A 25,385-nucleotide genomic window follows, 5' to 3' on the forward strand; every position below is an offset into this window, starting at 1 on the left:
ATGTTCAAGGGTGCGAGTCAGATCTCGGTATAGGTCTTGGCGCCCGGTAGCCGAGCGCGCACCCGGGTGTACCGGGCCCGAACGGGTTTGACTATCTGCCGAATCGTGCCGCGCAGCGTCGTGCGGACACCCACATCGATCGGGGATGCGAAGTCCCGGTCGATGCGTTCGAGCGCTCGATTGAGCGCGGCGGCTGATCCGCCTGCATCAGGGTGGTGCTTCCTGATCGCCGCTCTTCGTGCAGAACGGCGATCAGGTTTAGTACCACGAGAACGCTCAGGCATTGTGCGGGCGGCCTACTACGTCTTCCACCGTCACGTTCACGGGGCCGGAAACGAGTCCCGAAATGGCTTGGCGGATACGTAAAGCGGTCTCTCGAACGGCGGCGTCGGCGAAGATGCAGACGTGGACGTCGGTCGACGACTCCGTCACCCGCACGCCGACGACTCGACGACCGGGAAGGTAGGTGCCGACCTCGCCGAACATTCCGGCATGAAGTGATGCGACGCCAGGTACAGCCGTCACTGCCTCAGCGACGGTGTCAGCGATTTCGGAACTCACTGCACCCGTGTGGTCTTGGGCTCGCCTGTTTCGTCGTCACTGCCTTCGTCGAGGTGGACGTCGTGAACCGTGATGTTCACCTCGGTCACCTCGAGACCTGTCATCCGTTCGAGCGCTGCGATGACGTTGCGGCGAATGCCGGTGGCCAAGTCTGCAAGAGATACGCCGTACTCGGCCACGATGTCGATGTCCACCGCTGCTTGCTTTTCGCCGACCTCGACCGAGACGCCCTGGGAGTGGTTGACACTTGCGCCGGGAATCCGCTCGCGCAGTGCACCGACCACCCGGGATGCTCCGCCGCCGACGTCGTACACCCCGCTCACCTCTCTGGTGGCGATTCCGGCAATCTTCGAGACAACGGTGTCGGCGATCGACGTCTTTCCTTGCGAGCTCACCAGAGCCGAGTCGTTCGATGATGCAACATCCTTCGTAGATGCTGTCGCAACCTGCGTGCTGACCATTGTCATCTCCTCCTGTTGATCGATCTACCTGTGTAGTCGTGACTCGAAGCTAAAACCGAATGTCTGATTCGAGTGACGTGCATCACTGACATTTATTAGTTACGGTCCGTAACATTCAACGCCCCGGCCGGACGAACAACTTTCGAACGCAGCCGAGTTTCCGCATTTCTGCGAGAGGAGCGACTGTGGCGTTACCGCACACACAGGGGCTCACGGAAGCGCCTGACGGCTTGGACACCGCGACAGTCGACGCTGCGATACTCGGCGACCGAGAAGCATTCGAGTCACTGGTGCACCACTACGGACCAGCGCTCCACCGCTATGCACGTCGAATGCTCGCGGACGAAGGCGACATTCTCGAGGTAGTCCAGGACACCTTCGTGGCCGCATGGCGTCAACTCGAATCGTTTCGCGGTGAATCATCCATGCGAACATGGCTTTTCGCGATCTGTTCACGAAAGATCGTGGACAGCTACCGAATCAAGAGAGCTCAACCGATCGACGACAAACTGCTCGACCCTCTTGTACCGTCTCCCGAGGCCGGTCCATTCGACTCGACCTCGAACTCCGCCTTCCTGGAGGCGCTGGAGGAAGCGTTGGGGGAATTGCCTTACCGCCAGCGCGCGGCCTGGACGCTGCGAGAGGTGGAGATGCTCACGTTCGTTCAAATCGGAAAGATTCTAAGACTCACTCCGGATGCGGTGCGTGGGCATCACCATCGTGCACGGGCTAACCTGAGTGAACGAATGACGAGGTGGCGATGATCGAATCACGAACCGACGCATTGATGGCGCACGCATCCGAGGTCCTGCGAAATGCCCCGGAGCCAGGCTGGGATCGAATCAGCGACAAGGTGATCCGGGCGCTCCGATCGACCTCGGCATCGGGCTGGCCACTGAACGCGCACGCGTCCGAGGGTCCGCGTCTAGGCACGGTGTCGGTAAGCGATCATGTCCTCCGCACCCACCTCGCCGCAGAGATACGTTCTCGACACCACTGCTCACCGAGCAGCATCGAATTCTTTGTCGACGGCCACGAAATACGTTCACTACGTATCGAACTGGCTGCGCCCTACGGAGTCGATCTGGCCGAGCTGTCGGATCGGGTGCGATTCACGGTCGTCGATGTCGTTCACATGATCCTCGGGAATATGGAACCACCGGTCTCTGCAGAGAGCGTCCACATCGCCGTGACCGACATCGTGGAATATATACCTGCCGGGGGAAACACCAAAAGCCGTCCCGAACACTAGGTGTTTGTTCAGCACGTGTTTGGGAACCCGGCACGCATGACCACTCCCCCACCTCCGGTTCCGGGACCTGTTCCCGACCCGGGTTCACCCGCGCCGACGCCACCCGATCCGATGAATCCGCCACCCGTGCCGCCCACTCCGACGCCACCGAACCCGTATCCCCCGGATCCGATCCCGCAGATCTGAAGTGGGCTGCTGCCGAACTCAGCCGCCGAGTTCGGCGATCATCTCGCTCAACGATTCTGCAGCGATACGCAGTTCGCCTTCGTCGGGGTTGTCGGGCGAGGAAGGCAGGCGTTCGGCCAACTGCTCGCGAGTGACAAGCGAGATACCCTCGAGGCCGAACCCTTCTTCATCGGGGACGTAGATCTCGATCTCGCCCCCGACCGCTACCAATTCCGAATGGGGGCCGCTGCCAAGTAGTGCACGCAGGTGTTCGGTCGTCACGGTCATATGGTTCACGTGAAATCTCCTGCTTCGGTGACAGCTGACTTCGCTGGTTGTCGATTCGACCTGACGCACTACCTCCTATTGAGTACCCCTCGCGGGTGAGCAGGAAACGACGAGTACATGAACAACTACTTCCCGAAGGGAACGCAGACTCCATGAGCGAACAGAATCCCACCGACCACACCGACCAGACGGACGAGTCGCAGACCACCGGCACCGGCCCCGACGCCGCACACAAGGACGTTCAGACCGATCCGTCGGGCGAGCGCACGTGGGCCGACGAGGGTGGCGCCACAACGACCGGTCCGGCGACCGACACCGACTGATCTCGCCCGAACTGAATCATCGGGACCAAGGTCCCGTGAGCACGCGCTCATGGGACCTTGAAATCCTTACGGATCTAACGCTTTTCACCTGCGGTTTCGTGATGCGGTAGGGTAGGCACTCAGCACGGTTGAGCACCCAGCCGTTGAAGACGTGCACGGTTCGCGTGTTGCTTCCCGTGCCGTTTCCCGGTTTCGCAAGAAACCGTTTCGAACTAGGCCGTTTCGAACCAGACCGATTCGAACGAACCGTTTCGAGCAATCCGTCAGGAGTTTCGATGAACGAGTTTTCGAGAACTACAGCTGAGCGTGCCGACAGTCCCCCCATTTTCACCGTCACGTCTGCGGAAAACATTCAGTCACTGGTGGTCAGCGGCGAGATCGACATCCAGTCCCGAGCTGATTTTGCGGCGTGCGTCGATGATCTGATCAGCGAGCGTCACCCGTTCGTAGTCGACTGCTCGGACGTCCAGTTCATCTCCGTCGGAGGTCTTTCCATCATCGAAACTCTCTCGGCCAAGGCTCGAAGGCTCGGCGTCCCGTGGACACTGATCGCAGCGCACCCTGTCAGGCGCCCGCTGTCCCTGTTGAAGATGGATGCCGACATCGTGTTCACCGACTCTGTGGCCGAGGCGGTCACGTACCTGTCCGCTGCCGCCATCATGGACGAGACCCTGGCGGAGCCGATGTCGGCGTGAGTAACGATCTCGAAAGGCTTTCCGAATTCGTCGTTGTCGCCAACCGACTGCCCGTCGATCTGGAAATCGACGACACTGCAGCCGACGACGACGGTGGCAAGAACTGGAAGCGAAGTCCGGGCGGGCTCGTCACCGCGCTCGAACCCATCCTGCGGCAGCGAGACGGCGCTTGGGTCGGCTGGCCGGGCGTCGCAAACGAGAAGGTCGATCCCATAGTTGTGGACGGCCTCCGCCTATTTCCCGTCGAACTGACCTCTCAGGACCTCGCCGAGTACTACGAGGGGTTCTCCAACGACACGTTGTGGCCGCTCTACCACGATGTTCTGGTGGCTCCGACGTTCGAGCGGTCGTGGTGGCACACATACGTCGCGGTCAACCAGCGGTTCGCCGAGGAAACCGCGCGTTGCGCCGCCGACGGAGCTACCGTCTGGGTGCAGGACTACCAATTGCAACTCGTGCCGGCGATGCTGCGTGAGCTGCGGCCAGACCTGACTATCGGGTTCTTCCTTCACATTCCTTTTCCTCCGGTCGAGCTCTTCATGCAGCTTCCGTGGCGCAAGGAGATCGTCAAGGGGATGCTGGGTGCCGACCTGATCGGCTTCCACTTACCCGGTGGCGCAAACAATTTCCTGTTCTTGGCCCGCAAACTACTCGGCCTGAAGACGACAACAGCGGGCGTCGGTGTGCGAAGTGCGCTGGGGCATGTCGATTTCGATTCTCGCGTCGTCAAGGTGGGAGCATTTCCCATCTCCGTCGATTCCGCCGAACTCGAGCGCCAGTCGAAGAGCGAATCGGTGTTGCGCCGAGCACGCGAATTGAAGGAAGAGCTCGGCAATCCCGAGAAGATCCTTCTGGGAGTCGATCGCCTCGACTACACCAAAGGCATCGACCTGCGGCTGCAGGCACTGAAGGAACTTCTCGACGAGGGCCGCTTGGACCCGGAGAAGTACACAATGGTGCAGCTCGCCACGCCCAGTCGTGAACGCGTGCAGCACTATATCGATCTACGCAGTGTCATCGAGGAACAGGTGGGTCGAATCAACGGCGACCACAGTCAGATCGGCCGCCCCGTCGTTCACTACCTGTACCAGCCGGTCGACCGAGAAGAACTGATCGCGCTGTTCGTCGCTGCCGACGTCATGCTCGTGACGCCGATGCGCGACGGGATGAATCTCGTGGCCAAAGAGTACGTAGCGTGCCGCGGTGACCTCGGTGGCGCTCTGGTTCTCAGCGAGTTCACCGGCGCTGCAATGGAACTACGACAGTCATATCTGGTCAACCCTCATGATCTGGACGGCGTGAAGAATACGATCCTGACCGCTGTTCATCAGGATCCGAAAGAGGGCCGTCACCGCATGGCTGCCCTGCATCGCCAGGTCATGTCGCACGACGTGCATCAGTGGGCCGAATCGTTCCTGACCGCCCTTGCCCCGACTGAACCGCGCCCGGAAGATCAGTTCGTCACGGAGCGTGAGTCCGACTTCGCGCGCAACAACTGACCACCGCGGGCTTGAGTCAAGGGTGAGCAGATACTCGAGCTAGGATTGGTTTCAGTTCATCGTCAAGCAGCGGCTGCGAACTGATCTCCTCGCCATAGCCGTGCAATGCTGCATCGGCCCAGAAAGACAGGCCGACCATGCCCCTCACGATGAAGTACTCCGAGACCTACAACGACGCTCTCATTGCGCTCGCCGCCGCCACTCATCGGCCGGCCAACGTGGTGAATCTGTTCGGCGAGTATGCGATTCGTGTTGATCTCGAGTACAACCGATACCTGCTCGCCACCAATACCGTTGCCGGGCTTTCAGATCAGCCTGATCTGGGCGACTTGTGGCTGGTGAGATTCTTTCAGTCCGAACTGACCGACGCTCCCGATCAACTGCTCGCAGAGGCGTCGCATCAATGGCTGGTCGATGCCCTGGATACAGCGCTGGAGCAGATCGAACGCGCCGGCAACAAAATCGTCGCAGATGCAGATTTCGGCGCCCCTGGCCGCACCGACGCACCCCACGGAAGCTAGCCGGCTTCCGCAGTCAACTGACTGATCCGAGCGGCCAGAACGGCATTCTCGGCCTCGAGAGACAAGATCAAACGGATTCCGACAAGATTGACTCCGTCGTCGATCAGCGCGGTGATTCGTCCGAGCGTATCCAGATCAGCCTCGCTGTACCGGCGCGTACCGCCATCCGTGCGCGTCGGTGTAAGCAGGCCCCTTCGCTCGTAGAGGCGCAGCGTTTGAGGTCCTACTCCGGACAGTTCTGACATCACTGAGATCCCGTACACGCCACGCAGCGCCCGGGTCTGAGATTCCGACGTCACTGGAACCTCCTAGTTCGGTGTCGGCTGCCTTCGTCGGCGTCATCCGACCTTAGCATCATCAGGCAGTGAATCTGACGCCGGCGACATAGATTCAAAGGTGTCCAGGACCACTTGCGGCGAAAAATGAGGAGCCGACGGAGCACGTAAGCGCAGGTGAGGAGTGTTTTCGACCGGAAGCGGCACGCAACTTGCTTCCGCAGTTGGAACGCCGCTACCTTGCCAATTATCTACATCGGCTGATATAGATTTTGTAGCACCTAAAAGCGCCATAACCGGCACTCGAAGCTGCAGAACACCCAGACGTCGGAGTTGGTGGTTCAGCTGACTCCCTCACGGCACACTCTTCACCGGGAGCAAGATGACGACGATCGACATCCCGCCCACACAGGGCGAGAGCAACACCGGCATCGCGATCACTAACGCAAGCGCGACTTTGACGACCGTCGAGGTCAAGCGCCGAATCGCGATGATGTTCGGCGACCCGGTGACAGAGGAACCAGCCGCACTCGCGCACTGAACCTGACCGACCCGCGATCCGATTGACGATGGCGCGCGACCGCCCCGTTGGAGGGCGATCCCCATCATGACGAGAGGAAAACATATGTCCGAGTTCACCGTACCGGGACTGAGCAGCGCAGACGGCTCGACCGTCGCCGATACCCTGCAGGAACGGCTCAGCGCCTACAACGATCTCCACCTGACGCTCAAGCACGTCCACTGGAACGTCGTCGGACCCAACTTCATCGGCGTGCACGAGATGATCGACCCGCAGGTGGAACTGGTTCGCGGTTACGCCGATGATGTGGCGGAACGTATCGCGGCACTTGGCAACTCGCCCAAGGGCACCGCAGGAGCGATCGAACGTGACCGGACGTGGGACGACTACTCCGTCGGCCGCGACGATGCTCGCGCTCACCTCGCGGCGCTCGACCTGGTGTACACCGGGGTCATCACAGACAGTCGCGCCGCCATCGAGAGCGTCGGAAAGATCGACCCGATCACCGAAGACATGTTGATCGGCCAGACGGCACAGCTGGAAAAGTTCCAGTGGTTCGTTCGCGCGCACCTCGAGAACTCCGGCGGCAGCCTCGTGCACGAAGGCGCGTCCACCGAGCTGGATGCCGCAAATGAGGCACGCCAGAACTGATTCACCGTCCTCGATTTCGGCCGATCGGGGGTCGGCCGAAATCGCGTTCCCCACAACCGGAAAGGGCAGGAGCATGTCTGCGGACTCGCGCGGCACGTCGGCACAAACGCGTCGCGAGTATCAGATGTTCGTACTGCAGCAGCGTTTGTTGTTCGGATCGATCGTGGCAGGCACTGCTCTCGGGGTCCTCGCAATCAACTACTTCTGAATCACCAGGCGCCGCAGCCGTCGAAGACAGGACAGAAACGACACAATCATGAGTTCGAGCACTCTCCGCTCGATCGCCAGTAGCGATCGATTTGCGGCAAGCACTTCTTCTCTTCTCCTCGTGGACAGCAATTTTCGTGTCCGGGGAGCAAACGGAGAATACCTTGCCATGTCCGATCGCAGTTTGGATCAGCTGCACGGAGTGGAAGTGTTCGAGGCCTTTCCCGACAATCCTGCCGACTCTTTTGCCGACGGAATCTCCTCGTTGACAATGTCGTTCGAGCGGGTGATGCAAACCAAATCTCGTGATGCGATGCCGACTCAACGGTACGACGTGCGCGACGAGCGCGGTTCCGGGCTGTTTGTCACGCGCTACTGGAACACCGTGAATTCCGCCGTCACCGATGACGACGGCCGGGTGATCGGGGTGCTTCATCGTGTGTACGAGGTTTCACGACCGCAGGCTCAGCAGTCCAGCTCGGCGCCAGACGTACTCGCCCGCCTTCGCGCGGAAAATGACGAACTGCGAAGAGCTTTGGATTCTCGGCCCGTGATCGAGCAGGCCAAGGGATTGCTGATGGCCGAGCGTGAGTGCTCAGCCGACCGAGCTTTCGACCTACTGGTCGAGATGTCGCAAGAGTGGAACGTCAAGGTGCGCGACATCGCCGGCGGTCTTGTCGCCGCAGCAGAGAGACGAGCCGGCGGTCTTGTCGCCTCAGCAGAGAGACGAGCCGTGGATCAAAAGAATTCCTGACGACCGGGATTCAAAATTTGTGCGGCTGGGTAATGACCGACCAGAGGTACCCCCGAAATCCTCCCTCTCGAGGGAGGAGCCTCGAAGGTCCCGCCGGTTCAGGCCGGCGGGACCGAGCTTTGCCTTAACACCCGACCTGGATCCGCGATCCGAGTCGAGTTCGTCACGCAGCGAAGGGAACGTCCATGTTCATGCGCTCCTACACATCTCCGCGGCCCCTTGCCGACGAGTGGGATTGGCAACTGTCCGGCACCTGCCGCGACACCGACCCGGCTCTGTTCTACGACGACACGAACGAGCGCGGATCGAGGCGGGCGAAGCGCGAGAGTTCGGCGAAGCTGGTGTGTGCCAGGTGCCCCGTCGTGCAGAGATGCCTGGTGCACGCCATCCAGACCGGGGAACCACACGGCATCTGGGGCGGGATGACGGCCACCGAACGAGAATCGTTGCGTAAGGCGCGAACTGGACCACTGGTCAGTGCTGTATCGAGCCCACCGGCGCAATAACTTCGGGGACAGACCTCGTAGAGCGGAAACTCAGGGCCGCGCCTCGTGGTGTCGACGCCCATGCGTGCGTCGACGCTCCTTCATCTCGGATTCGAAGAGATGCGGCACTCCGCCCGCCAGTCGGTCGCGCACCACCTTCTCGCATTCGCGGAAGAAGGACCAGTAGTTCTCGTCGAACTCCTCGACCAGCTGGAAAGTCCAACGCCCCTCGACCACGTTCCGGCCCATCAACTCGTCCTCGACTTGATCCGCCAGTTCGTCGTTGCCGCTGGTGCGCAGATGCTCGACGACCTCGTCGAGCATCAAATCCGCGTGCCCGATCAGCTGATGGAAGTCGTACAGAGCGCCGCGCGCGCGCTCCACGGTTTCGAGGGCATTCGACAGCACCCCCGCCGCCTTCACCGCATCATCCGTGACGCCTTCCGGTCGTATGTGTACGGGGATCTGCCTGTCCGAATGTGTGCCCATGAGGTCGCAGTACCCGAAGGCGCCACAAATGAAAGATGAGATTCGGTACGAGCGCACCACAGGTGATGTGTCTCACAATTCATCCTCTAGTTCAAGTAAAGAGGGTTAGTTCGCCGGGCGAAGGGTAATCGAAGGCCATGAACACCTCTGGGGTCGAGATGGTCGGCACGCATGGCCGCTACCGGTCCTTGCCTCGTTCTGCCGGAATACCGCCACATCTACCTACAGGAAGTCCCTTGATCCCTCTGTCGAGTTCGACCGAAGCCGAACTTAATCACGACTCCATTGCCTCGCTCCGCGTCCGAGCGTCGTACTCTCAACTTCCGACTCTGCGTGGAATCACCCGCACGGTCGCCAACAACACCGGATTGGATGTCGACGGGACAGCCGATCTTGCCCTGGCGATGGACGAAGTCGCGAGTATCCTCATCGGCCATGCGATACCGTCCAGCGACTTGACCTGCCGTTTCGAGACGTTCGGTCGCACACTTCGGACCGTCGTTTCAGTGATTGCGCACTCCGAGATTCCCGACAAGTCGCACAGCTTCGGATGGTTCGTTCTCGAGGCACTGGTCGACTCCGTCCGCTTGGAACAGTCGGAAATCGACGCGGACGGTCACATCACGCTGACGATGACGCTTGAAAAGGGCTTGCTCCAGGAGCGTGCGTGACCACTGTCCCACCGGACAAGAAGGACCAGTACGAACTAGCTGTCGAATTGTTCGTTTCGATGGCTTCGCTTCCGCCTGAAGATCCGACCCGAGAAAAGATCACCAACTCGATCATCGAATTGTGCCTGCCGCTCGCCACCCACGTCGCACGCCGCTACCAGGGGCGCGGCCAGCCTTTCGAGGACTTGGAACAAGTTGCGCGTGTCGGGTTGGTACAAGCCGTGCAGCGATTCGACGTGGAAAAGGGATCGGATTTCCTGTCGTTCGCCGTCCCGACCGTAATGGGTGAGGTACGCAAGCATTTTCGCGATCATGGCTGGTCCGTGCGCGTCCCGCGAAGCCTTCAAGAACGACACCTTGCCCTGAACCGGGCGCTGACGTCGCTGTCCCAGACGCTCGGGCGCGCTCCCACTGTCGCGGAACTCGCGAAAGAACTCGACATCGAGCCGGACGAGGTCGAACAAGGGCTGACCGCCGGCAACTCGTATCGGACCACACCGCTCGACACCGCATCCGCCGGCGACGGGAGCGGACTGACTCTGATCGACACATTGGGTCAGTACGACGAAGCGATCAGTCAGATCGACAATCACGAAACATTGCGGCCCGCGCTCCTTGCATTGCCGGAGCGCGAGCGCACGATCGTCGTTCTGAGATTCTTCGGTCATCTCACCCAGTCTCAGATCGCCGAGAAGGTCGGTCTTTCCCAGATGCATGTGTCCAGAATCCTCACTCAGACGCTGAAGCAGCTACGCACCGAGATGGGCGAAATCTTCTGACGGTACGTCTCGGCGATCAGATGTACTCCTGTGCAAGACGTTCCATCTCGTCTCGGTCGATGAGCCCGGGCTGACCGATGTCGAGGGCCTCGAGATACTTGTTGGCGAGGCGGTAATCGTGACCCCACCTTCCGTGCTCCCCGTCCTGCTCGGTGCGCTGAACACTGGAACCGGGCGGAACCTCGTCCCGCAGACCGTTGGTCTCCGCTCCGATCAGCGTGTCGAGCTTGGTCGAGATGGCCGTAAGTGCATCGCGGTCGTTCATCTGAATCCCTTCGTCCGGTGACGCTGATCCCCCACCCTACCGAAGCGTATAGCCAAAAACATTGCACTGCTTGATGTTCGACTCCACACCTGGACCGATTTACGCCCTCGAGCTACACTGAGCGGTACCGAGGTTGAGAATACAGCCGGGGTTGAAGCCACTGGCGCTCGGTTCGCATCAAGGCTCTGGATCAGGTGAGTACGTTCTCCGCGTGTCTGCCCTGCGCATATCCATTGAGCTCTACAGCTTTCCACGCCTGGACGCATTCACTTTCCGCGCCGCCAGATCGGTCGTCAGCCTTTCGATGAAAGCACACAGACCGGATCTGCCATGAATCTGAATGAACTCGACCACACTTCGATCGATTCCATCGATCCCTCAACACAATTGGGTCCGATCGTGGAAACACAAGGCTTTGCCGCCTGGCGGGTAGCACCCTCGACAGTCCTGATCCAGGTCGATGTCGACCTCGACAAACTCTCCGCCCCCGCACTGCAAGAGCTTCTCAGCTCGTACGCTGCGGAGTGGTCTCGCGTCATCCTCGACCTTTCCAATTCATTGTTCGTCGGTGCGGTATGCCTCGAACTGTTCGCCGAGCTGAACTCCCGATCACGAGCCCACGACTTCCAGTGGTCCGTCATCGGGTCGCACCCACTTCGACGCTTGCTTCGGGCAGCGCGGGCCGAAGAAGAATTTCCGGTTACGAACTCCGTCGAGGGAGCCATGCGCGCGCTCCGCGACGCCGAGAAGTCGCTCGAAGGCTCCTGACGGCACGCCCGGCACCCATGTCGAGCGCCGAGCGCTGTGCGCTCGCAGCGACTAAGGTTCGTCGGGCTGTCCGACGAGCTGAGAGAGACCGAGAATGACAATCGCCAAGCGCCTCGATGCCTTGCAACAGAAGCATCCGGCACTGGGGTTCCCTATAGCGGTCCTCTACAAGTTCCTCGACGATCAAGGTGTTTATCTCGCCGCACTGATCGCTTACTACGGCTTCGTCTCGCTGTTTCCGCTGCTTCTCTTACTCTCCACCATTCTCGGCTTCGTGCTGTCGGACAACCCCGAACTTCAGCAACAGATCTTGGACTCGGCCTTGCATCAGTTCCCGGTCATCGGTGACGACCTGGGCAATGCGCAACAGATCGGCGGCGGCGTCACGGGTTTGGTGATCGGAATCGTCGGTGGTCTCTACGGTGGCCTCGGTGTCGCTCTGGCTTGCCAGAATGCGATGAACACGGTGTGGTCGGTGCCCCGAAACATGCGACCGGATCCCATCCGCGGGCGTCTTCAAGGGCTACTACTCCTCGGCACGATCGGTCTCGCGATCTTGGGGACCACCGCTGTCTCCAACATCGGCGGTGCGCTTCATCTGGGCGGTTCGTTCAGCTTCCTGCTGACCCTCGCGGTAGTCGTCTTGAATGCGGGCATCTTCATCGTCGCTTTCCGGCTCACCTGTGCCCGCCCGCTCTCGGTAGCCGATGTGGCACCTGGTGCGATCGCCGCTGCTGTTCTCTGGCAAGCACTTCAGTCCTTCGGTGCCCTCTACGTGACATCCGTGGTGCGGGGCGCCTCCACCACCAACGGCGTCTTTGCCATCGTTCTGGGTTTGCTGGCCTTCTTGTTCCTCGCTGCCGCCTCGATCGTCATGTGCGCGGAAATCAACGTCGTGCGAGTCGACAAACTCCATCCGCGGGCGTTGTTGGCTCCGTTCACCGACAACACCGAACTCATCGAAGGCGATCGACGTACCTTCGCCGATCAAGCAAAAGCACAACGCGCGGTTCCCCACGAGAACATCCACGTGACGTTCGACGGGCACACCAAACCCGACGAATCGGACTGATCTCGACCCCGATCGAGTTGGGTATTTGGTCCCGTCCTGAGTATCGGGGTGACATTCTGCGCCGCGAATCCAGATTTAACACAGGTGTTGTCATTTCGCGCTGTATCGAAGCGACGAATACATCACAGCAGGTAAACGCGCATAGTTGAACAATCACGTGCTTCCGGAGCTGCCCCGGAACGGGACAAACCCGTCAATTACTGCAACTCGCCATGCATGTAATTGGAGACAGAAAAAGAAGAGCATGGCAGGATCAGGTGTGAGACCGGACTCTCGATGGGAGGGCTCGGCTCGATGGATCCAGGAGAATTTGGTTATGGCTCAGGGCAGTGTCAAGTGGTTCAACGGTGAAAAGGGCTTCGGATTCATCGAGCAGGAAGGTGGCGGACCGGATGTGTTCGTTCACTACTCGGAGATCCAGGGCAGCGGCTACAAGTCCCTCGACGAGGGCCAGAAGGTCGAGTTCGAGATCGGACAGGGCCAGAAGGGCCCCCAGGCTCAGAACGTTCGCGCCATCTGAGTTCGATCCCAGTCTGAATTCAGACTGAAAAGGCTGGACGCTGCACCGCACGGTGCCGGCATCCAGCCTTTTCTTGGTTTCTGGGTCCCCTGGGTTTCCGGGTCTCCTTGGTTTTCAGGTCCAGCGCGTGCCGAGTTCGGTACCGGTTAACTCGCTCGCGCCCGCTTCTTCTTGTGGGAGCTGTCGCAGAACGGCGCAATGGCGGTCCGTCCACATCGGCACAATGCGACCGTAGAGCGCTTGTTCTCTATCGGAGTGCCGTCGTCGCGGAGCAACTCGAAGTCACCACGCACCAGCAGCGGTCCGTCCGAGCAGGCGGTTATGGTGGTGTTGCACCCGGAACCATCCGGTGTTTCGGCAGATGACGATTCGGGAAACGCGGTCATATGTCCTCTTCACTTCTCGATTCGGCCACTGGCGTGCCTACTTCCATGCCTGTTCCGCAGGCTCGCGGCCCACTGAGCGCCACTCTCGTTTCCATTCTGCTCTCCTCCGCCGATCCGAGGGAGCTGAAGGCTGCCGCTGACGCGTACGAAGACGCACGCTCCACCGACCACACCTACGACATTCTTCGAGACGACGACGCCCAGTTGACGCTGACGCTCCTCTACGAGCTTCATCTGCAGGGAATAGAAAACGTCTCGGACGAGTGGGAGTGGAATCCGGACCTGCTCGCGGTGCGGTCTCGTCTCGAAACGCACTTCGAGTCCGCCATCGCGCAACTCGTGGGGACTGTGCCGTCGTCTGGCGACGTGGTGGCCGACCTGTGGGCGATGACGTCGCCCAGTGCCGGACCCGGTCTTGCGTCCTACATGGCGAAGGACGCCACGGTCGATCAGTTCGCGGAGGTGCTGATTCAGCGTTCGCTCAATCAGCTCCGCGAAGCGGATGTGCACACCCTTGGAATTTCTCGGCTCTCCGGCGCCGTCAAGGCAGCCCTCGTCGAAGTGCAGAGCGACGAGTACGGAGGCGGCGCCGCAGAGCGTATGCATTCGCGTCTGTTTGCCGACACGATGCGGGCCGTCGGCCTTTCGGACCGCTACGGTCACTACATCGATGCCGTTCCCGCCGTGACCTTGGCGTCGTTGAATGCTCTCTCGCTCTTCGGTTTTCATCGCCGACATCTCGGCGCCCTGGTCGGGCACCTGTGCGCCGTCGAGACCACGTCGGCGCTGCCGAGCAAGCGTTACAGCGCCGGCCTGCGCCGACTCGGATTCGGTTCGCACGCGACCCTGTTCTACGACGAGCATGTCGAAGCGGATTCCGTCCACGAACAGATTGCCGTTCGCGAACTTGCCGGCGGCCTTGCTTCTTCGCAGCCACACCGCGCCGGCGACATCTTGTTCGGCGCCGCAGCTTGCCTCGCGTTCGACGATCTTCTCGGCGAACACCTCACATCGAGTTGGGAGAAGGGTGAGACTTCGTTGCGCGAATGATCACGAGTTGTTCGATTTCCTGACCGGTGGTGATCAACCCCCGCGCCTCGAGCATCGTGCGTCTCTCACGCATCACTGGCCCGAACGGAATGTACTTCCGGGCCGAAATCTCCACGGCCATACCGTGTTCCTCGAGTATCGCCTCGGTCTTGTCGACCCCGCACAGTACCGACTGCAGGAGAAGAAGTGTGCCGCCGGGGACGAGTACGTCGTGAACGGTGGCCGCGATCCTGTCGATGAGGGCGCGTCCGTCCTTGCCTGCGTCCCAAGCTCGTTCGATTCCAGTGGTAGGGAGGTCATCTGCAAGTGCAGGGACGTACGGAGGGTTGGAGATCACCAGATCGAAGTGTTCGCCGTGCACGGCCTCGGTGAGATCGCCACGACGGGAATCGATCAAGGTGCCGTTGAGGATTCCGTTGAGACGAGCATTGGCGCACGCTCGGCGAGATATGTCGACCGCGACGACGTGGCCTGCACCTGCCGTAGATGCCGCGACGGCGAGGGCGCCGGTCCCGGTGCACAAATCCAGCACGCGACTGCGAGCAGTGAGGTGCTCGAACAGCAGTGCATCCGCGAGTAACGACGTGTCATGTTGCGGTGGATACACACCGGGTAAACGCAGGATCATCATCGGCTCCTCTTTTTCAGGCGACATCGCGCATCGCTGCGTGCGGCTACCCCGGAACCCCGAATTTCATGCAATATTGGAGCATCGGCAGCCTGGAACGGTTACATCGCCGCAGTTTGCGGAGTAGACCTGAGTCATGACAGGCAATGCGGACACTCCACAAGGGGCCGCGGCGTTTGCTTCCGCAGCAGATTCACTCGACACTCTCGCCGAAGCGATTGCCGGACTCCGGTCCAATCTGAACACGGACGAGCACCTCGACTCCATGCTCCAACGTCTGGCCGAGACGGCGGTCAAGGCACTGCCGGACGCCGACGCAGTCAGCGTGACCGTGTTGTCGGCCGATGGCCCGCGAACTGCTGCATCTACCGCAGACTATCTCTCCGCGATCGACCACGCCCAGCACTCCGCCGATCGTGGACCGTGTGTGGACGCCGCACGCTCAGTCTCGTCGGTCCGGGCAAAGGTGGGTGATCACGAAGCCGAATGGCCGGAATTCACCGTCGAGGCCCGCGAACAAGGCGTCCGGTCCTATCTGTCCGTGCCGATCACCATGGGCGAGGGGAGCGCCGAACTTCTCGGCGCTTTCAACGTCTACGGATTCGCATCGACCGAGTTCAAGGCCTTCGACGAAGAGTTGATGAAATTGTTCACCGCCGGTGCGGGCGCGGCGATCGCGGATTCACGACGCTGGCGTCAGGCACACGAGCACATCGAACAATTGCGCTGCGCCATGGAGTCTCGGGCCGAGATCGAGCAGGCCAAGGGCGTCCTGATCGCCGTCCACGGTGTCGACGCCGAGGAAGCATTCAGTCGACTCGTGCAGCAATCACAGCACACCAACGTCAAGCTCCACGACGTTGCCCGGATGCTCATCGATTCGGTGCGCCACCGCAGGTTCTGAAGATTCTTCGGTCGCAAAACCCCGTTTTGCACCAGAAGACACAGTCGCAAAACCCCGTTTTGCGCTCAAAGACACAGTCGCAAAACCCCGTTTTGTACCCCGAAGGTTCAGCTCCCAAACGTATCCAGAGATGTTTCACCGAAACAGGTTTCGACCTGCGCGACTGCTGGCGGTCGAGCGGCGGCACTCGTCTGAAATGTGGTTATCTGTTGAGAACCGGGACGAAAGAAAACCCGACCGTACCAGGGTGAGGAAAGGATCGTCGCTGTGCCAATCGACCAGGTTCTTGTCGTAGTTCCCGCCCACAACGAAGCCGAAGACCTTCCCAATTGCCTTCGTGCACTCGCAACAGCGGCGTCGGCTTGCGTTGTCCCCGTCCGAGTTGTCGCCGTCCTCGACAACTGTTCGGACGGAACCGCGGGGGTCATCCCCGAAGGCGTGGATGTGCTCCGCGTCGAGCACCAGAACGTCGGGCGCTCACGAGCGACGGGCTTCTCCGAGTTCGGCCGAGATTTGGGTCCTTCAGCGTGGTTCACCACCACCGATGCCGATTCGGTGGTCGGACCCACCTGGATTGCGCGCCAATTGGAATATGCGCGTACCGCGGACGTGGTTGCGGGAACCGTTCGCATCGCAGATTGGGAGGGTCAGCCGCAGTCCGTCCGCGAACGATACGAACGTATGTACCACGCACATCCATATGGTCGACACGGTCACATCCACGGCGCCAACCTCGGTGTTCGCGCTGACATGTACTGGAGCGTCGGAGGATTCTCCGATCTCGAGGAGGACGAGGACGTCGATCTCGTCCGACGATTGAGCGCGGCGGGCGCGTGTATCGCGTGGGCAGAAGACATTGCGGTCACCACGTCTGCGCGTCTCGACGGCCGAACTCCGGGCGGCTTTGCCGGACATATCCGTAACCTGGGTGGTACGACCGCCGATAACGAAGAAGCGGAGCTGGCACGATGAAACGACTACACACACTCTTGGATGCAGGCGGACTGTATTTGCCACTGCCCGGCGGCGGCGCAACGGCCGCACGGTGGACCTCCCTCGCAGAGCTCACACGGGAGAACGTGGTTCTCGGCCGGATGGCTGAGGCTCACACCGACGCCGTCGCGATACTCACCGAACTCGACGGCCCCGATCCCGAACCGGGACAGCTGTGGGGCGTGTGGGCAGCCGAGCCACCCACACCGGTGGTGAATGCGTCTGAGCACGTGGGGATCTGGACACTCACCGGTCGCAAGTTGTGGTGTTCTGGCGCCAACACCTGCACGCATGCACTGATCACCGCCTTGGTCGAGGGAGTCCCCTCTCTCTTCGCGGTTGAACTCGGACTACCTGGAGTGCATCCGGTTCCCGATTCGTGGAAGGCCGTCGGTATGGCCGAAAGCGACTCCAGCGCAGTCGACTTCGACATGGTTCCGGCCATACCGGTCGGAACGGCAGGCGACTATCTGAGCCGGCCGGGGTTCTGGCACGGGGCGATAGGTGTGGCTGCATGCTGGTACGGCGGCGCCTGCGGAGTCGCAGATCCGTTGTACGACAAGGCCGCAAGCACCGAAGATCCGTACGTCCTCGCACATCTCGGCGCAGTCGACGCAGCGTTGGCCGCGGCGCGCAACGCTCTCGCAGTCGCGGCAGCGGAGATCGACGCCGATCCCGCTGACCAGAATGCCGAAGCCATGCAACGGGCCCTACGCGTTCGCGCAATCGTGGAGCGTGCCGCGACGGAAACCCTCGATCGGGTCGGACGCGCTCTCGGAGCCGCACCGCTCTGCATGGACGCCGAACATGCCGCGCGGGTAGCCGACCTCACCGTCTATTTGCGGCAGAGCCACGCCGAGAAGGATCTCGCCGAACTCGGCCGGATCGCGGCCAAGGGGAAACGGCCGTGGTGAACTCGAAACTGTTCGCACAGAAGCCTGTCGACGACGGCGGTACCCCCGAATCGATGTGGCGGGAGTGGGGACGCAGTTTTCCGGAACTGGATCTCACCGGGTGCTCACGATTGATCGTCGTCGCTCCCCATCCCGACGACGAAGTACTGGGGCTGGGTGGAACCGCCCTTCTGGCAGCACTTTCCGGAATCGAGGTTCAAGTGGTGTCCGTCACCGACGGCGGAGCTTCACATCCCGATTCACCGACTGTGTCTCAGCCCGAGATGGAACGACTTCGACGGTCCGAGTCGGATCAGGCAGCGCGTGTACTCGGAATTCCTACGCCCGTTCGACTGAGTATCCCGGACGGGAGGATTGGCGAGAACCGGCAGGAGTTGACCGACCGCCTCAGGTCGATTCTCGGTGATTCATCGGCGGAAACCTGGTGCGCATCGACGTGGCGTGGGGACGGCCATCCGGACCATGAATCCACCGGGGACGCAGCTGCGAAGGCTTGCGAGGACACGGGATCACGGTTGATCGAGTATCCCATCTGGGCTTGGCATTGGGCCGCGCCGGATCATGCGGCAGTCCCGTGGGAACGAGTCAGAAGAGTGACCTTGCCGTCCGATGTTCAGGCCGCAAAATCTGCTGCTGCCCAAGAGTTCACATCACAGATCGCACCGCTCTCCGATCACCCTGCGGATGCACCCATACTCCCCCGACACGTGATGGAACGCTTACTGCGCCCGTACGAAACGGTGTTCGTATGACCGATCGTGAACTTCCCGCGGATTACTTCGCCAAGATGTATGCCGCACAATCTGATCCATGGGATTTCGAATCCCGTTGGTACGAGCAGCGAAAATACGCGCTCAGCGTCGCGATGCTCCCGAAACCCCGATACCGTCGTGCATTCGAACCTGGGTGCTCGATCGGGGTTCTCACCGAGAAATTGGCCGAGCGCTGCGACAGCGTTCTCGCGACCGACATCGTCCCGGCCGCACTCGACGGTGCTCGTGCGCGGCTTGCCGGTCGCGACGCCGAATTCCGCCTCTGGGCTTTGGGCGACGACTGGCCCGGCGAGACCTTCGACCTCGTCGTCATCAGCGAGGTCGGCTACTACCTGACCTTCGACAAACTCGTTGAGGCAATGCTGCAGGTCGTCGAGCATCTCGAGCCTGGCGGCACTCTGCTGTGCGCCCACTGGCGTCACGTCGTACCGGAGTATCCGCAGAACGGTGACGCCGTTCATTCGGCTGTGCGCCAGACGCCGGGGTTGGCACAGTTCGCGTCGTACCAGGACGAGGACGTGCTGATCGACGTCTTCGTGAAGGGTCCGCCGTCACCACCGTCGGTGGCTCGTTCCGAAGGTCTGATCTAGCCGACCGGCGTACGAGGGGTTGCGTTCGCGTCGTCGTTCGCGGCCCCTCGCGCCAGGGCAATGGTCGCCGCAGCCATGGCCGCGAGCGCGAGGACGAGCACGGCGGCGACCTTTCGATCCGCATCGAGATATTCACCGAGCACCACGAATCCGAGCAGCGACGCCACGACCGGTTCCATGATCGTGGTGGCCGGCAGCGAAGCCTGGAGGTCCCCCGCCTGAAAAGCCGACTGCTGCAAAGACGTCGCGACGGCGGCAACGACGATCAGTGCGTAGAGCTCGAAAGACGTCAGGATCGCGTGCGGTCCGAGGTTCACGAGATGAACGACGCCCTTGGTCAATACCGCTGCTACGCCGAAGAGCGTTCCGCCGGCAAGACCGAGTAGGAGGGCGCGGGCGGAGCCTGTTCGACGATGTGCCCCGAACAGGCAGAGCGCGATGAACGGCAATCCGATCGCGGAGATCACGATCCAGTGGTGTGTTTCGGCTCGGGGCTCACCCGGCCGCGGATCTCCCACAATCACCAAGACTGCAACAGATGTGGTGAGTGCCGCGGCCCACAACCACTCGCGAGCGCTGATACGGCGTCCACTGAACCGGGCGCCCAACGGCAGTGCGAACAGCAGTGAGAGCACGAGGAGCGGTTGAACGAGGAGCAACGATCCGAGGCCGAGGGCCGACGCTTGCAGCGCATATCCTGCGATTCCGACCACGGTGCCGAGCCACCAGACCGGGCTGTGGACGAGCGTCGTGATGGGTCCGAGTGCACCGATCGAATCGTCCGGGACAACAGCGGCCGTGCGCTGGCGCACAACGGTGCCAACGGCGATGCAGAGCGCCGCGCCGATGGCGAAGATCGCGGCAAGCAGAGTGTGGGACACGCTTTCACTTTTGCACAGCACCCCCACCTGTGCGCGGTTGAGGAGTGTGGGGACTCCTCAACCGCGCACAGGGGTCAGTCTCGCTTCTCCAGCGCGAGGTCCGTATCCGAATGCAGTTCACCGACTTCGGTCTTGAGTATCCGCATCGACCGACCGAGTCCGCGGGCGGCGTCTGGCAGCTTCTTCGAACCGAACAGCACCACGAGTACTACTGCGACGATCGCCCAGTGGGTCGGGCTGAGCGCGCCCATCAGGCGGGTTCCTTGCCCTCGGGGTACACCGCGTCGACCTCTACCTCGACGAGCCAACCGGCCACCGGCAGTCCCGCAACCTCCAGGGCGAAGCGGGTCGGCCGGGCGCTGTTGCGCTCGATCGGGGCGATCGGTTCGGCAGTGCCCATCGGCACCAACTCCGTGTCGCCTGTGTCGAGATTGGTATTGGCGAAGAACTGGCGGTACGCGCGATTCCATCCGGTGTAGTCGGCCTTGTCCGACCCCGGTGCGTTGTCGAGGAAGACGCGCATCGTGACGACGTCCTCGAGACTCAACCCCTGCGCTTCGAGATTGTCGCGGATCTTCTTGAGGACGTTGATGCCCTGAGCCTCGGTGACGGTCACCCCGGTGGGCAGAACTCCGCCGGAGAACTGGCCGTCGATGTACGACTCGGGGGATCCTTCCGGCGCCGCCTTGTTGCCTGCCGAGGGGCCGATGCCACTGGTCTTGTAGATCGCGGTGTCGCCGCCGATTGCGACGCCCTGAGCGATCATCGGGTTGGCCTGCCCCGCTTCGATGACCGACTTGGAGACGAACGAACTCGATGTGGTCTCGGCGTCCGCTTCATCGGATGAACAGGCTGTGGCGGTGCCCAGCAGCGCGGTGGCGGCAAATGCGGCCGCAAGGATCTTGGTGCTGCGAGATTTCATGATCTGACCTCCAGAGAAAGGGATGGAAAACAAAGCACGTCAGGCGGTTTGCGCAACACGCTGATGAAGATGAGTGACGACGTCCTGCGCGGACGTGAAGGCCCCGTGCTGCCAGGCGATGGCGTTGGAGAGGTGATCGCCGGCGAAGTAGATCCGGTCGACGGGATCGAGAAGCTTGGTGTACTCGGGAGTTGCCATGCCGCCGTGGGAATCTCCCGCGCCGGCCCACGATGCCCAGGCGGATTCCGAATACTTGGTGCGCCGCCAGCTTCCGGAGAAGGACGATGAGATGTCGCGAGTGTATTTGTCGCCGTGAATCTCTGCGCCTTCGGCGATGGCCTTGGCGAGCCGTTGACGGTGGGTCAGCGATTCGAAAGCCTGTTGACGCTTACCCGAGCTGTAGTACGCGACGACGACGCCGCGGTCGGAGTTGTAGTGGTCGTAGGGGAACATGATCTGGGAGATATCGCGGTCGGTATTGGAGGCGCCGCCGTAGATGCGGTCCTCGGTCTCCCACCACCGACGCGAGTACTCGATACCGAGCTTGCCCGACGACGACGGCTTGGCGGCATCCAACGCGAGCAGGATGTCGGAGGGCAGGTTGTTGTTCAGCCGCTTGATCAAGTGCGGTGGGATCGTGCAGATCGCGTAGTCGGCGGTGATCGACTTGGCTTTGCCGTCGACGACGTAATCGACGGTGACGCCTTCCGGCACGTTCCTCATGCCGCTGACCTCGGCGCCGAACTCGATGTTGTCCATGCCGATCGCGTCCTGGAACTTGTAGTAGATCCGGTCCATACCGCCCACGGGGGTCATCATCGTCATGGCCTGGTCGTAACCGAACTCGAAGGAGAATGCGCGCCCGATGCCGCCCTGGATCACATCGCTCATCCCGAAGGGTTCGATCTCGGTTCCGAAGTTGAGGCCGGCCCCCGGTTCTGCAGAGTGCCCGCGACGCGAGGAACCGACGTAGCGGCCGTCGCTGGAGAGATCACCGAAGTCGGTGAGGAACGACGAGAGCGCCTCCTTGTCTTCCTTGCTCAGAACCTGGTCGAGGGCACCCTGATTGGTGGCCTTCTGCAGTAGCTCGGACATGTATCCGTACGTGTCGGCTTTGGCTGCTCGGTAGGTGATCGACTGATTCGCGAGCGGCTTGTTGCCGGAGTAGTTGACGAAGGTGTTCGCATTCTGATTTCCGAACATCTGCAATTCGACGCCCAGTTCGCGGCAGTAGTCGATGGTGTTGTGATTCTGCGGAATACGCGTCGCACCGAGGTTGTAGAAGTGCCCCTCCGAGAACGTACAGGTCTGTGTCTCGCCGTTCAGGTCGGTTTCTTCGGTGCCGTTGCGGATCGACCACACCCGACCACCCGGGCGGTTGCGCGCTTCGAGGACAGTGACCTTGTATCCGGCCTTCTGCAGTTCGTAGGCCGAGCACAGCCCGGCGGGTCCGCCGCCGAGGATCACGACAGAGTGATTTCCCTTGACCTTTCCGATCAGGTCACCCGCGGCGGGTGCCTGGAATCGTCTCGGCGTCGACGCCACTGCCGGCGCCAGGCCGATGGACGACATAGCACCGAGTGCCAGGCCCGCGCCGCCGGTGATTCCCAGGCTGCGCATGAAAGATCTACGTGTGTATGGCATTCGAGCTCCCCAGTGTGCTCCCGGTGACCCGGGTGGTTGGTGTTGAACACAGACTTCAGGAGCGTTGGGTCCGGAACTTGACGCGCAGGAAACAGTCGGTGGGGACCGAGTGAGAAACGTGCGAGCGTTCGCATCTTGCTCTCTCACCCGAGTGCGATCAGCGGAAGCATGTCCGCAATATCGGCGTTACAGAACCGGACTAGCGTGACGCGACATGTCCGCTCTCACCGAAGCCATCGCGCGGTCGTTCACCACGCGCGAGAAGCAGCCCCCGGCGCGATCGCCGCTGCGCGCGTTGGGCCGTCGGCAACTCTCCGGTGCCGAGGTGCTGGCCCAGTCGGTGGCGACCACTGCTCCCGCTGTGTCGATGGTCGTTCTGCCCGTCACCATGCTGACGCACGGCCGGTTGTTGAGCGGGATGATCACCATCATCGCCGCCACCGTGCTGGTGACGCTCATAGCTTTCTGTGTTTCGCAGTTCACCCGCCGAATGGCAGCGTCGGGCGGACTGCACAGCTTCGTATTTCGTGGCCTCGGCACCCGGGCAGCATTGACCACCGGCATCGCCATGCTGGTCAAATACGTCGGCAGCGCGGTCATGACGCTCTATCACGGCGGGCAGGCGGCAATCGCGTTGCTCGGCTTCGCGGGTGTGCACGTGGACAAGACTTTTCACGTCATCGCGCTCTATCTGGGGATAGCCTTGCTGATTCTCGGTGCCCTCGTGCGAAGTGTCAGATTCGCCGCGCTCGCGATCCTCGTCGTCGAAAGCTGTTCCCTTCTGTTCATCGTCGGGCTCATGATCCTGGGCGGTTCCGGAAGTCAACAAGCGCAGATCGTTCCGCCCACCTCCGGCCACGGACTACTGCTCACCGCTCTGGCTGCCGTGTTTGCTCTTGCCGGATTCGAGAGCGCGGCCTTCTTCGGCCCCGAGGCCCGTCGGCCGCTGGTAACCGTCACCCGCACAGTCCTTCTCACTCCGATCATCTGTGGATCGCTCTTCATCTTCGCCGGCTGGGCCGCTTGGTCCGGGCGCAGTGACACCCTCGTCAACGCCTATCTCCACGGAACGGCGACGGGAGTGAGCCCCGGTGTCGTGATCGCCCTCAACGTCGGTCTGGGTTGCTCGTGGCTGGCGTCGTCGATGGCGTCGTCCAATGCTGCGTCACGCCTGGTCTATTCGTTCGGTGTCGAGCGCTTACTCCCCCGCCGGTTCGCCTCGGTTCACAGTGCCTTCCGCACGCCCTACTTCGCATTGACCGCCGTGGTCTGCACTGTCCTGCTGGGCGGCGGAACCTTTGCCGTACTCGGGCGAGGAGAAATCTTCGACGACGTTCGACTGACTGTTCGCGGCGCCGTCATCGTGGCCTATGCACTGGTGGCGATCGCTTCCGTTGTCTTCCTGACACGGATCGGTGAGCACACCCCCGGCGTTCTCGCGGCCGCGTCGTGTGGAAGTGGCGCCGGCGCGGTAGTTCTCGGATACCTGGTTTACGCCAACACGATCGACCACGCGTACGTGGCACCGATCGCCGTACTGGTCATCTTGACCTCGGGCACGCTCTGGCAGTTCTACCTGCGACGCCGAAGCCCCAAAAGCCTGCTGCACGTCGGAGCCTTCGACAGTCCCGAAACCGAGGACGTGCTACCAGGAGCTGGGGTGTTCGCCACCGACGCAGCCGGAAACATCGTGCTGGTGGGCGAGCCGACTGCCGGCGTCCGCTGATGGTGGGTCGACCACGCGACCTCGGCGGGCACGAACCCCGAGCCGTTCAGCGCGCCCTTGCCCTGCTCGAAGCGGCGGCCCGGCTCGGATCGGGTGCCACCGCCAAAGACATTGCCGCTCTGGCCGATATTCCACCCGCCACTGCATACCGGTTACTCAACATTCTTGTCGCCGACGGCTACCTGGTCCGGATCGCCGATCTCTCCGGATTCGCACTAGGTCGACGCACCCGCGAATTAGCCGGAGCTGCCGCCGAACCCACACCTGTCGACAATTCGGTGCTCCTCGAAGAACTCCGCGAACAGCTGCGGTTCGGCGTCTATCTCGCGTCGTTTGCAGAAAACAGAATTCGGCTCGTCGATCGCGATCCCGACCACGAACTCAGCGGTGAACGGACACTGGTCACCGCCGTTCACGCGTCGGCAATCGGAAAGCTGCTCCTCGCCAACCGTCCAGAGTTGGCCGAGACCCCACTGCGAAAGGTCACCGCACACACCATCACCGACGGCGACGCGTTGGAACTCGAGCTCTCGCGGATCCGGCGCGGTGAGCCCGCCCGTGAGGTGGACGAGATTCGTGTCGGACGCTCCGCCGTCGCCGTCCCGATCCACGACGCGGAAAGGTGTGTCGTCGGCGCCTTGGCTGCGATAGGTCCGACCGGCAGACTTTCCGTGGACGACGCAGAACTTGTGGCGCTCTTGCGGGATTACGCGGAACGCATCGTTGCACCGACGATGTCGAAGGCAAGCTGAA

Annotated in this window: 38 protein-coding genes; 25 read left to right on the top strand and 13 right to left on the bottom strand. The window is 61.6% G+C overall.

Going from position 1 to position 25,385, the window contains the following annotated elements:
• Window positions 1-17 precede the first annotated feature (17 nt).
• The 3 genes from ACFQ6H_RS09520 to ACFQ6H_RS09530 are packed head-to-tail and all read right to left on the bottom strand — an operon-like array spanning window position 18 to window position 1,022.
• Entirely contained in the window at window positions 18-284 is a 267-nt protein-coding gene (locus ACFQ6H_RS09520; RefSeq protein ID WP_378645736.1) for a hypothetical protein, read from the bottom strand.
• The gene (locus tag ACFQ6H_RS09525; RefSeq protein WP_378448622.1) at window positions 277-561 is read right to left on the bottom strand and encodes a hypothetical protein; all 285 of its coding nucleotides are present in this window, start codon (window positions 559-561) and stop codon (window positions 277-279) included. Before ACFQ6H_RS09525 ends, ACFQ6H_RS09520 begins: the two co-directional genes overlap by 8 nt.
• Entirely contained in the window at window positions 558-1,022 is a 465-nt protein-coding gene (locus ACFQ6H_RS09530; RefSeq protein WP_378635405.1) for an Asp23/Gls24 family envelope stress response protein, read from the bottom strand. The genes ACFQ6H_RS09525 and ACFQ6H_RS09530 overlap by 4 nt, the downstream gene beginning before the upstream one ends.
• 185 nt (window positions 1,023-1,207) lie before the next feature.
• Here ACFQ6H_RS09530 and ACFQ6H_RS09535 point away from each other — a divergent pair, with 185 nt between their 5' ends.
• The 3 genes from ACFQ6H_RS09535 to ACFQ6H_RS09545 are packed head-to-tail and all read left to right on the top strand — an operon-like array spanning window position 1,208 to window position 2,460.
• A complete protein-coding gene (locus ACFQ6H_RS09535) occupies window positions 1,208-1,786 on the top strand; it encodes an RNA polymerase sigma factor (protein ID WP_378645738.1) in 579 nt (192 codons plus the stop codon).
• Window positions 1,783-2,274, top strand: coding sequence for a hypothetical protein (locus ACFQ6H_RS09540; protein ID WP_378645740.1), 492 nt, complete (start codon window positions 1,783-1,785; stop codon window positions 2,272-2,274). The genes ACFQ6H_RS09535 and ACFQ6H_RS09540 overlap by 4 nt, the downstream gene beginning before the upstream one ends.
• A gap of 36 nt (window positions 2,275-2,310) precedes the next feature.
• Complete coding sequence (locus ACFQ6H_RS09545; protein WP_378645745.1) at window positions 2,311-2,460, top strand: hypothetical protein; 150 nt, start codon at window positions 2,311-2,313, stop codon at window positions 2,458-2,460.
• An 18-nt stretch (window positions 2,461-2,478) separates the two neighbouring features.
• Here ACFQ6H_RS09545 and ACFQ6H_RS09550 read toward each other — a convergent pair whose 3' ends face one another.
• Entirely contained in the window at window positions 2,479-2,727 is a 249-nt protein-coding gene (locus ACFQ6H_RS09550; protein WP_007726566.1) for a hypothetical protein, read from the bottom strand.
• 152 nt (window positions 2,728-2,879) lie between these two features.
• Between ACFQ6H_RS09550 and ACFQ6H_RS09555 the strand changes: the two genes are divergently transcribed.
• The 4 genes from ACFQ6H_RS09555 (at window position 2,880) to ACFQ6H_RS09570 (ending at window position 5,765) form a co-directional block, all read left to right on the top strand.
• Window positions 2,880-3,050: a PI-type proteinase gene (locus ACFQ6H_RS09555; RefSeq protein WP_378635397.1), complete on the top strand. Its 171-nt coding sequence runs from the start codon at window positions 2,880-2,882 to the stop codon at window positions 3,048-3,050.
• 275 nt (window positions 3,051-3,325) lie between these two features.
• Window positions 3,326-3,745, top strand: coding sequence for an STAS domain-containing protein (locus ACFQ6H_RS09560; RefSeq protein ID WP_378645746.1), 420 nt, complete (start codon window positions 3,326-3,328; stop codon window positions 3,743-3,745).
• Window positions 3,742-5,244 carry a trehalose-6-phosphate synthase gene (locus ACFQ6H_RS09565; protein ID WP_378535905.1) on the top strand — a complete coding sequence of 501 codons (1,503 nt, stop codon included), beginning with the start codon at window positions 3,742-3,744 and terminating at the stop codon, window positions 5,242-5,244. The genes ACFQ6H_RS09560 and ACFQ6H_RS09565 overlap by 4 nt, the downstream gene beginning before the upstream one ends.
• 137 nt (window positions 5,245-5,381) lie before the next feature.
• Window positions 5,382-5,765 (top strand): hypothetical protein, encoded by a 384-nt coding sequence (locus tag ACFQ6H_RS09570; protein ID WP_378645747.1) that lies wholly within the window; start codon window positions 5,382-5,384, stop codon window positions 5,763-5,765.
• On the opposite strand, the gene ACFQ6H_RS09575 is transcribed toward ACFQ6H_RS09570, so the two are convergent.
• Complete coding sequence (locus tag ACFQ6H_RS09575; RefSeq protein ID WP_378448631.1) at window positions 5,762-6,064, bottom strand: MerR family transcriptional regulator; 303 nt, start codon at window positions 6,062-6,064, stop codon at window positions 5,762-5,764. The two genes, ACFQ6H_RS09570 and ACFQ6H_RS09575, sit on opposite strands and share 4 nt — an antisense overlap.
• A 358-nt stretch (window positions 6,065-6,422) precedes the next feature.
• On the opposite strand from ACFQ6H_RS09575, the gene ACFQ6H_RS09580 reads away from it, so the two are divergent.
• The 5 genes from ACFQ6H_RS09580 to ACFQ6H_RS09600 all read left to right on the top strand — a co-directional run bounded on the left by ACFQ6H_RS09580 (window position 6,423) and on the right by ACFQ6H_RS09600 (window position 8,678).
• A complete protein-coding gene (locus tag ACFQ6H_RS09580) occupies window positions 6,423-6,581 on the top strand; it encodes a hypothetical protein (protein WP_378645749.1) in 159 nt (52 codons plus the stop codon).
• Window positions 6,582-6,665: 84 nt separating this feature from the next.
• Window positions 6,666-7,211, top strand: coding sequence for a Dps family protein (locus ACFQ6H_RS09585; RefSeq protein WP_378535899.1), 546 nt, complete (start codon window positions 6,666-6,668; stop codon window positions 7,209-7,211).
• 73 nt (window positions 7,212-7,284) lie between these two features.
• Entirely contained in the window at window positions 7,285-7,419 is a 135-nt protein-coding gene (locus ACFQ6H_RS09590) for a hypothetical protein (protein WP_020968725.1), read from the top strand.
• Between the two features lie 48 nt (window positions 7,420-7,467).
• Window positions 7,468-8,172: an ANTAR domain-containing protein gene (locus ACFQ6H_RS09595; protein WP_378645751.1), complete on the top strand. Its 705-nt coding sequence runs from the start codon at window positions 7,468-7,470 to the stop codon at window positions 8,170-8,172.
• A 185-nt stretch (window positions 8,173-8,357) separates the two neighbouring features.
• Window positions 8,358-8,678, top strand: a complete 321-nt coding sequence (locus ACFQ6H_RS09600; protein WP_378535895.1) for a WhiB family transcriptional regulator — start codon at window positions 8,358-8,360, stop codon at window positions 8,676-8,678.
• A gap of 30 nt (window positions 8,679-8,708) precedes the next feature.
• Here the strand turns inward: ACFQ6H_RS09600 and ACFQ6H_RS09605 are convergent, their stop codons facing one another.
• Complete coding sequence (locus ACFQ6H_RS09605) at window positions 8,709-9,146, bottom strand: hypothetical protein (RefSeq protein WP_378535893.1); 438 nt, start codon at window positions 9,144-9,146, stop codon at window positions 8,709-8,711.
• A 236-nt stretch (window positions 9,147-9,382) separates the two neighbouring features.
• Between ACFQ6H_RS09605 and ACFQ6H_RS09610 the strand changes: the two genes are divergently transcribed.
• The gene (locus ACFQ6H_RS09610; RefSeq protein WP_378548297.1) at window positions 9,383-9,817 is read left to right on the top strand and encodes an ATP-binding protein; all 435 of its coding nucleotides are present in this window, start codon (window positions 9,383-9,385) and stop codon (window positions 9,815-9,817) included.
• Window positions 9,814-10,596 carry a SigB/SigF/SigG family RNA polymerase sigma factor gene (locus ACFQ6H_RS09615; protein WP_378535889.1) on the top strand — a complete coding sequence of 261 codons (783 nt, stop codon included), beginning with the start codon at window positions 9,814-9,816 and terminating at the stop codon, window positions 10,594-10,596. Before ACFQ6H_RS09610 ends, ACFQ6H_RS09615 begins: the two co-directional genes overlap by 4 nt.
• Before the next feature lie 16 nt (window positions 10,597-10,612).
• On the opposite strand, the gene ACFQ6H_RS09620 is transcribed toward ACFQ6H_RS09615, so the two are convergent.
• Window positions 10,613-10,861 carry a hypothetical protein gene (locus tag ACFQ6H_RS09620; protein WP_030535920.1) on the bottom strand — a complete coding sequence of 83 codons (249 nt, stop codon included), beginning with the start codon at window positions 10,859-10,861 and terminating at the stop codon, window positions 10,613-10,615.
• 330 nt (window positions 10,862-11,191) lie between these two features.
• Between ACFQ6H_RS09620 and ACFQ6H_RS09625 the strand changes: the two genes are divergently transcribed.
• From ACFQ6H_RS09625 to ACFQ6H_RS09635, 3 genes are all read left to right on the top strand, one after another.
• On the top strand, window positions 11,192-11,629 hold the full coding sequence (locus ACFQ6H_RS09625; RefSeq protein WP_378645753.1) for an STAS domain-containing protein: 438 nt from the start codon (window positions 11,192-11,194) through the stop codon (window positions 11,627-11,629).
• Between the two features lie 94 nt (window positions 11,630-11,723).
• On the top strand, window positions 11,724-12,701 hold the full coding sequence (locus ACFQ6H_RS09630) for a YihY/virulence factor BrkB family protein (RefSeq protein WP_378535884.1): 978 nt from the start codon (window positions 11,724-11,726) through the stop codon (window positions 12,699-12,701).
• A 316-nt stretch (window positions 12,702-13,017) separates the two neighbouring features.
• Complete coding sequence (locus ACFQ6H_RS09635) at window positions 13,018-13,221, top strand: cold-shock protein (protein WP_003943666.1); 204 nt, start codon at window positions 13,018-13,020, stop codon at window positions 13,219-13,221.
• 146 nt (window positions 13,222-13,367) lie between these two features.
• On the opposite strand, the gene ACFQ6H_RS09640 is transcribed toward ACFQ6H_RS09635, so the two are convergent.
• Complete coding sequence (locus ACFQ6H_RS09640) at window positions 13,368-13,607, bottom strand: CDGSH iron-sulfur domain-containing protein (RefSeq protein ID WP_378535882.1); 240 nt, start codon at window positions 13,605-13,607, stop codon at window positions 13,368-13,370.
• Here ACFQ6H_RS09640 and ACFQ6H_RS09645 point away from each other — a divergent pair, their 5' ends adjacent.
• Complete coding sequence (locus ACFQ6H_RS09645; protein ID WP_378645755.1) at window positions 13,608-14,657, top strand: iron-containing redox enzyme family protein; 1,050 nt, start codon at window positions 13,608-13,610, stop codon at window positions 14,655-14,657.
• Here the strand turns inward: ACFQ6H_RS09645 and ACFQ6H_RS09650 are convergent.
• Window positions 14,614-15,312, bottom strand: a complete 699-nt coding sequence (locus tag ACFQ6H_RS09650; protein WP_378645757.1) for a HemK2/MTQ2 family protein methyltransferase — start codon at window positions 15,310-15,312, stop codon at window positions 14,614-14,616. The two genes, ACFQ6H_RS09645 and ACFQ6H_RS09650, sit on opposite strands and share 44 nt — an antisense overlap.
• Window positions 15,313-15,421: 109 nt before the next feature.
• Here ACFQ6H_RS09650 and ACFQ6H_RS09655 point away from each other — a divergent pair, with 109 nt between their 5' ends.
• The 5 genes from ACFQ6H_RS09655 (at window position 15,422) to ACFQ6H_RS09675 (ending at window position 19,459) form a co-directional block, all read left to right on the top strand.
• A complete protein-coding gene (locus ACFQ6H_RS09655) occupies window positions 15,422-16,189 on the top strand; it encodes an ANTAR domain-containing protein (protein ID WP_378645759.1) in 768 nt (255 codons plus the stop codon).
• A 267-nt stretch (window positions 16,190-16,456) separates the two neighbouring features.
• Window positions 16,457-17,161 (top strand): glycosyltransferase, encoded by a 705-nt coding sequence (locus ACFQ6H_RS09660; RefSeq protein WP_378535874.1) that lies wholly within the window; start codon window positions 16,457-16,459, stop codon window positions 17,159-17,161.
• Window positions 17,158-18,096 carry an acyl-CoA dehydrogenase gene (locus tag ACFQ6H_RS09665; RefSeq protein ID WP_378535872.1) on the top strand — a complete coding sequence of 313 codons (939 nt, stop codon included), beginning with the start codon at window positions 17,158-17,160 and terminating at the stop codon, window positions 18,094-18,096. The genes ACFQ6H_RS09660 and ACFQ6H_RS09665 overlap by 4 nt, the downstream gene beginning before the upstream one ends.
• Window positions 18,090-18,848, top strand: coding sequence for a PIG-L deacetylase family protein (locus ACFQ6H_RS09670; protein ID WP_378645762.1), 759 nt, complete (start codon window positions 18,090-18,092; stop codon window positions 18,846-18,848). Before ACFQ6H_RS09665 ends, ACFQ6H_RS09670 begins: the two co-directional genes overlap by 7 nt.
• A complete protein-coding gene (locus ACFQ6H_RS09675; protein ID WP_378535868.1) occupies window positions 18,845-19,459 on the top strand; it encodes a class I SAM-dependent DNA methyltransferase in 615 nt (204 codons plus the stop codon). Before ACFQ6H_RS09670 ends, ACFQ6H_RS09675 begins: the two co-directional genes overlap by 4 nt.
• Here the strand turns inward: ACFQ6H_RS09675 and ACFQ6H_RS09680 are convergent.
• From ACFQ6H_RS09680 to ACFQ6H_RS09695, 4 genes are all read right to left on the bottom strand, one after another.
• Window positions 19,456-20,340 (bottom strand): DMT family transporter, encoded by an 885-nt coding sequence (locus tag ACFQ6H_RS09680; protein ID WP_378635359.1) that lies wholly within the window; start codon window positions 20,338-20,340, stop codon window positions 19,456-19,458. The two genes, ACFQ6H_RS09675 and ACFQ6H_RS09680, sit on opposite strands and share 4 nt — an antisense overlap.
• A 74-nt stretch (window positions 20,341-20,414) precedes the next feature.
• Window positions 20,415-20,591, bottom strand: a complete 177-nt coding sequence (gene tatA, locus ACFQ6H_RS09685; protein ID WP_019747480.1) for a Sec-independent protein translocase subunit TatA — start codon at window positions 20,589-20,591, stop codon at window positions 20,415-20,417.
• Entirely contained in the window at window positions 20,591-21,262 is a 672-nt protein-coding gene (locus tag ACFQ6H_RS09690) for a Rid family hydrolase (RefSeq protein ID WP_378635355.1), read from the bottom strand. The genes tatA and ACFQ6H_RS09690 overlap by 1 nt, the downstream gene beginning before the upstream one ends.
• 39 nt (window positions 21,263-21,301) lie before the next feature.
• Window positions 21,302-22,882 (bottom strand): flavin monoamine oxidase family protein, encoded by a 1,581-nt coding sequence (locus tag ACFQ6H_RS09695; RefSeq protein WP_378535861.1) that lies wholly within the window; start codon window positions 22,880-22,882, stop codon window positions 21,302-21,304.
• Between the two features lie 238 nt (window positions 22,883-23,120).
• Between ACFQ6H_RS09695 and ACFQ6H_RS09700 the strand changes: the two genes are divergently transcribed.
• Together ACFQ6H_RS09700 and ACFQ6H_RS09705 are read left to right on the top strand one after the other, a co-directional pair.
• The gene (locus ACFQ6H_RS09700; protein ID WP_378645765.1) at window positions 23,121-24,632 is read left to right on the top strand and encodes an APC family permease; all 1,512 of its coding nucleotides are present in this window, start codon (window positions 23,121-23,123) and stop codon (window positions 24,630-24,632) included.
• The gene (locus ACFQ6H_RS09705; RefSeq protein ID WP_378548266.1) at window positions 24,632-25,384 is read left to right on the top strand and encodes an IclR family transcriptional regulator; all 753 of its coding nucleotides are present in this window, start codon (window positions 24,632-24,634) and stop codon (window positions 25,382-25,384) included. Before ACFQ6H_RS09700 ends, ACFQ6H_RS09705 begins: the two co-directional genes overlap by 1 nt.
• Window position 25,385 lies beyond the last annotated feature (1 nt).

This window comes from Rhodococcus sp. NPDC056506 (assembly GCF_042794945.1).
In the GTDB taxonomy this organism is placed as follows: Bacteria; Actinomycetota; Actinomycetes; order Mycobacteriales; family Mycobacteriaceae; genus Rhodococcus_F.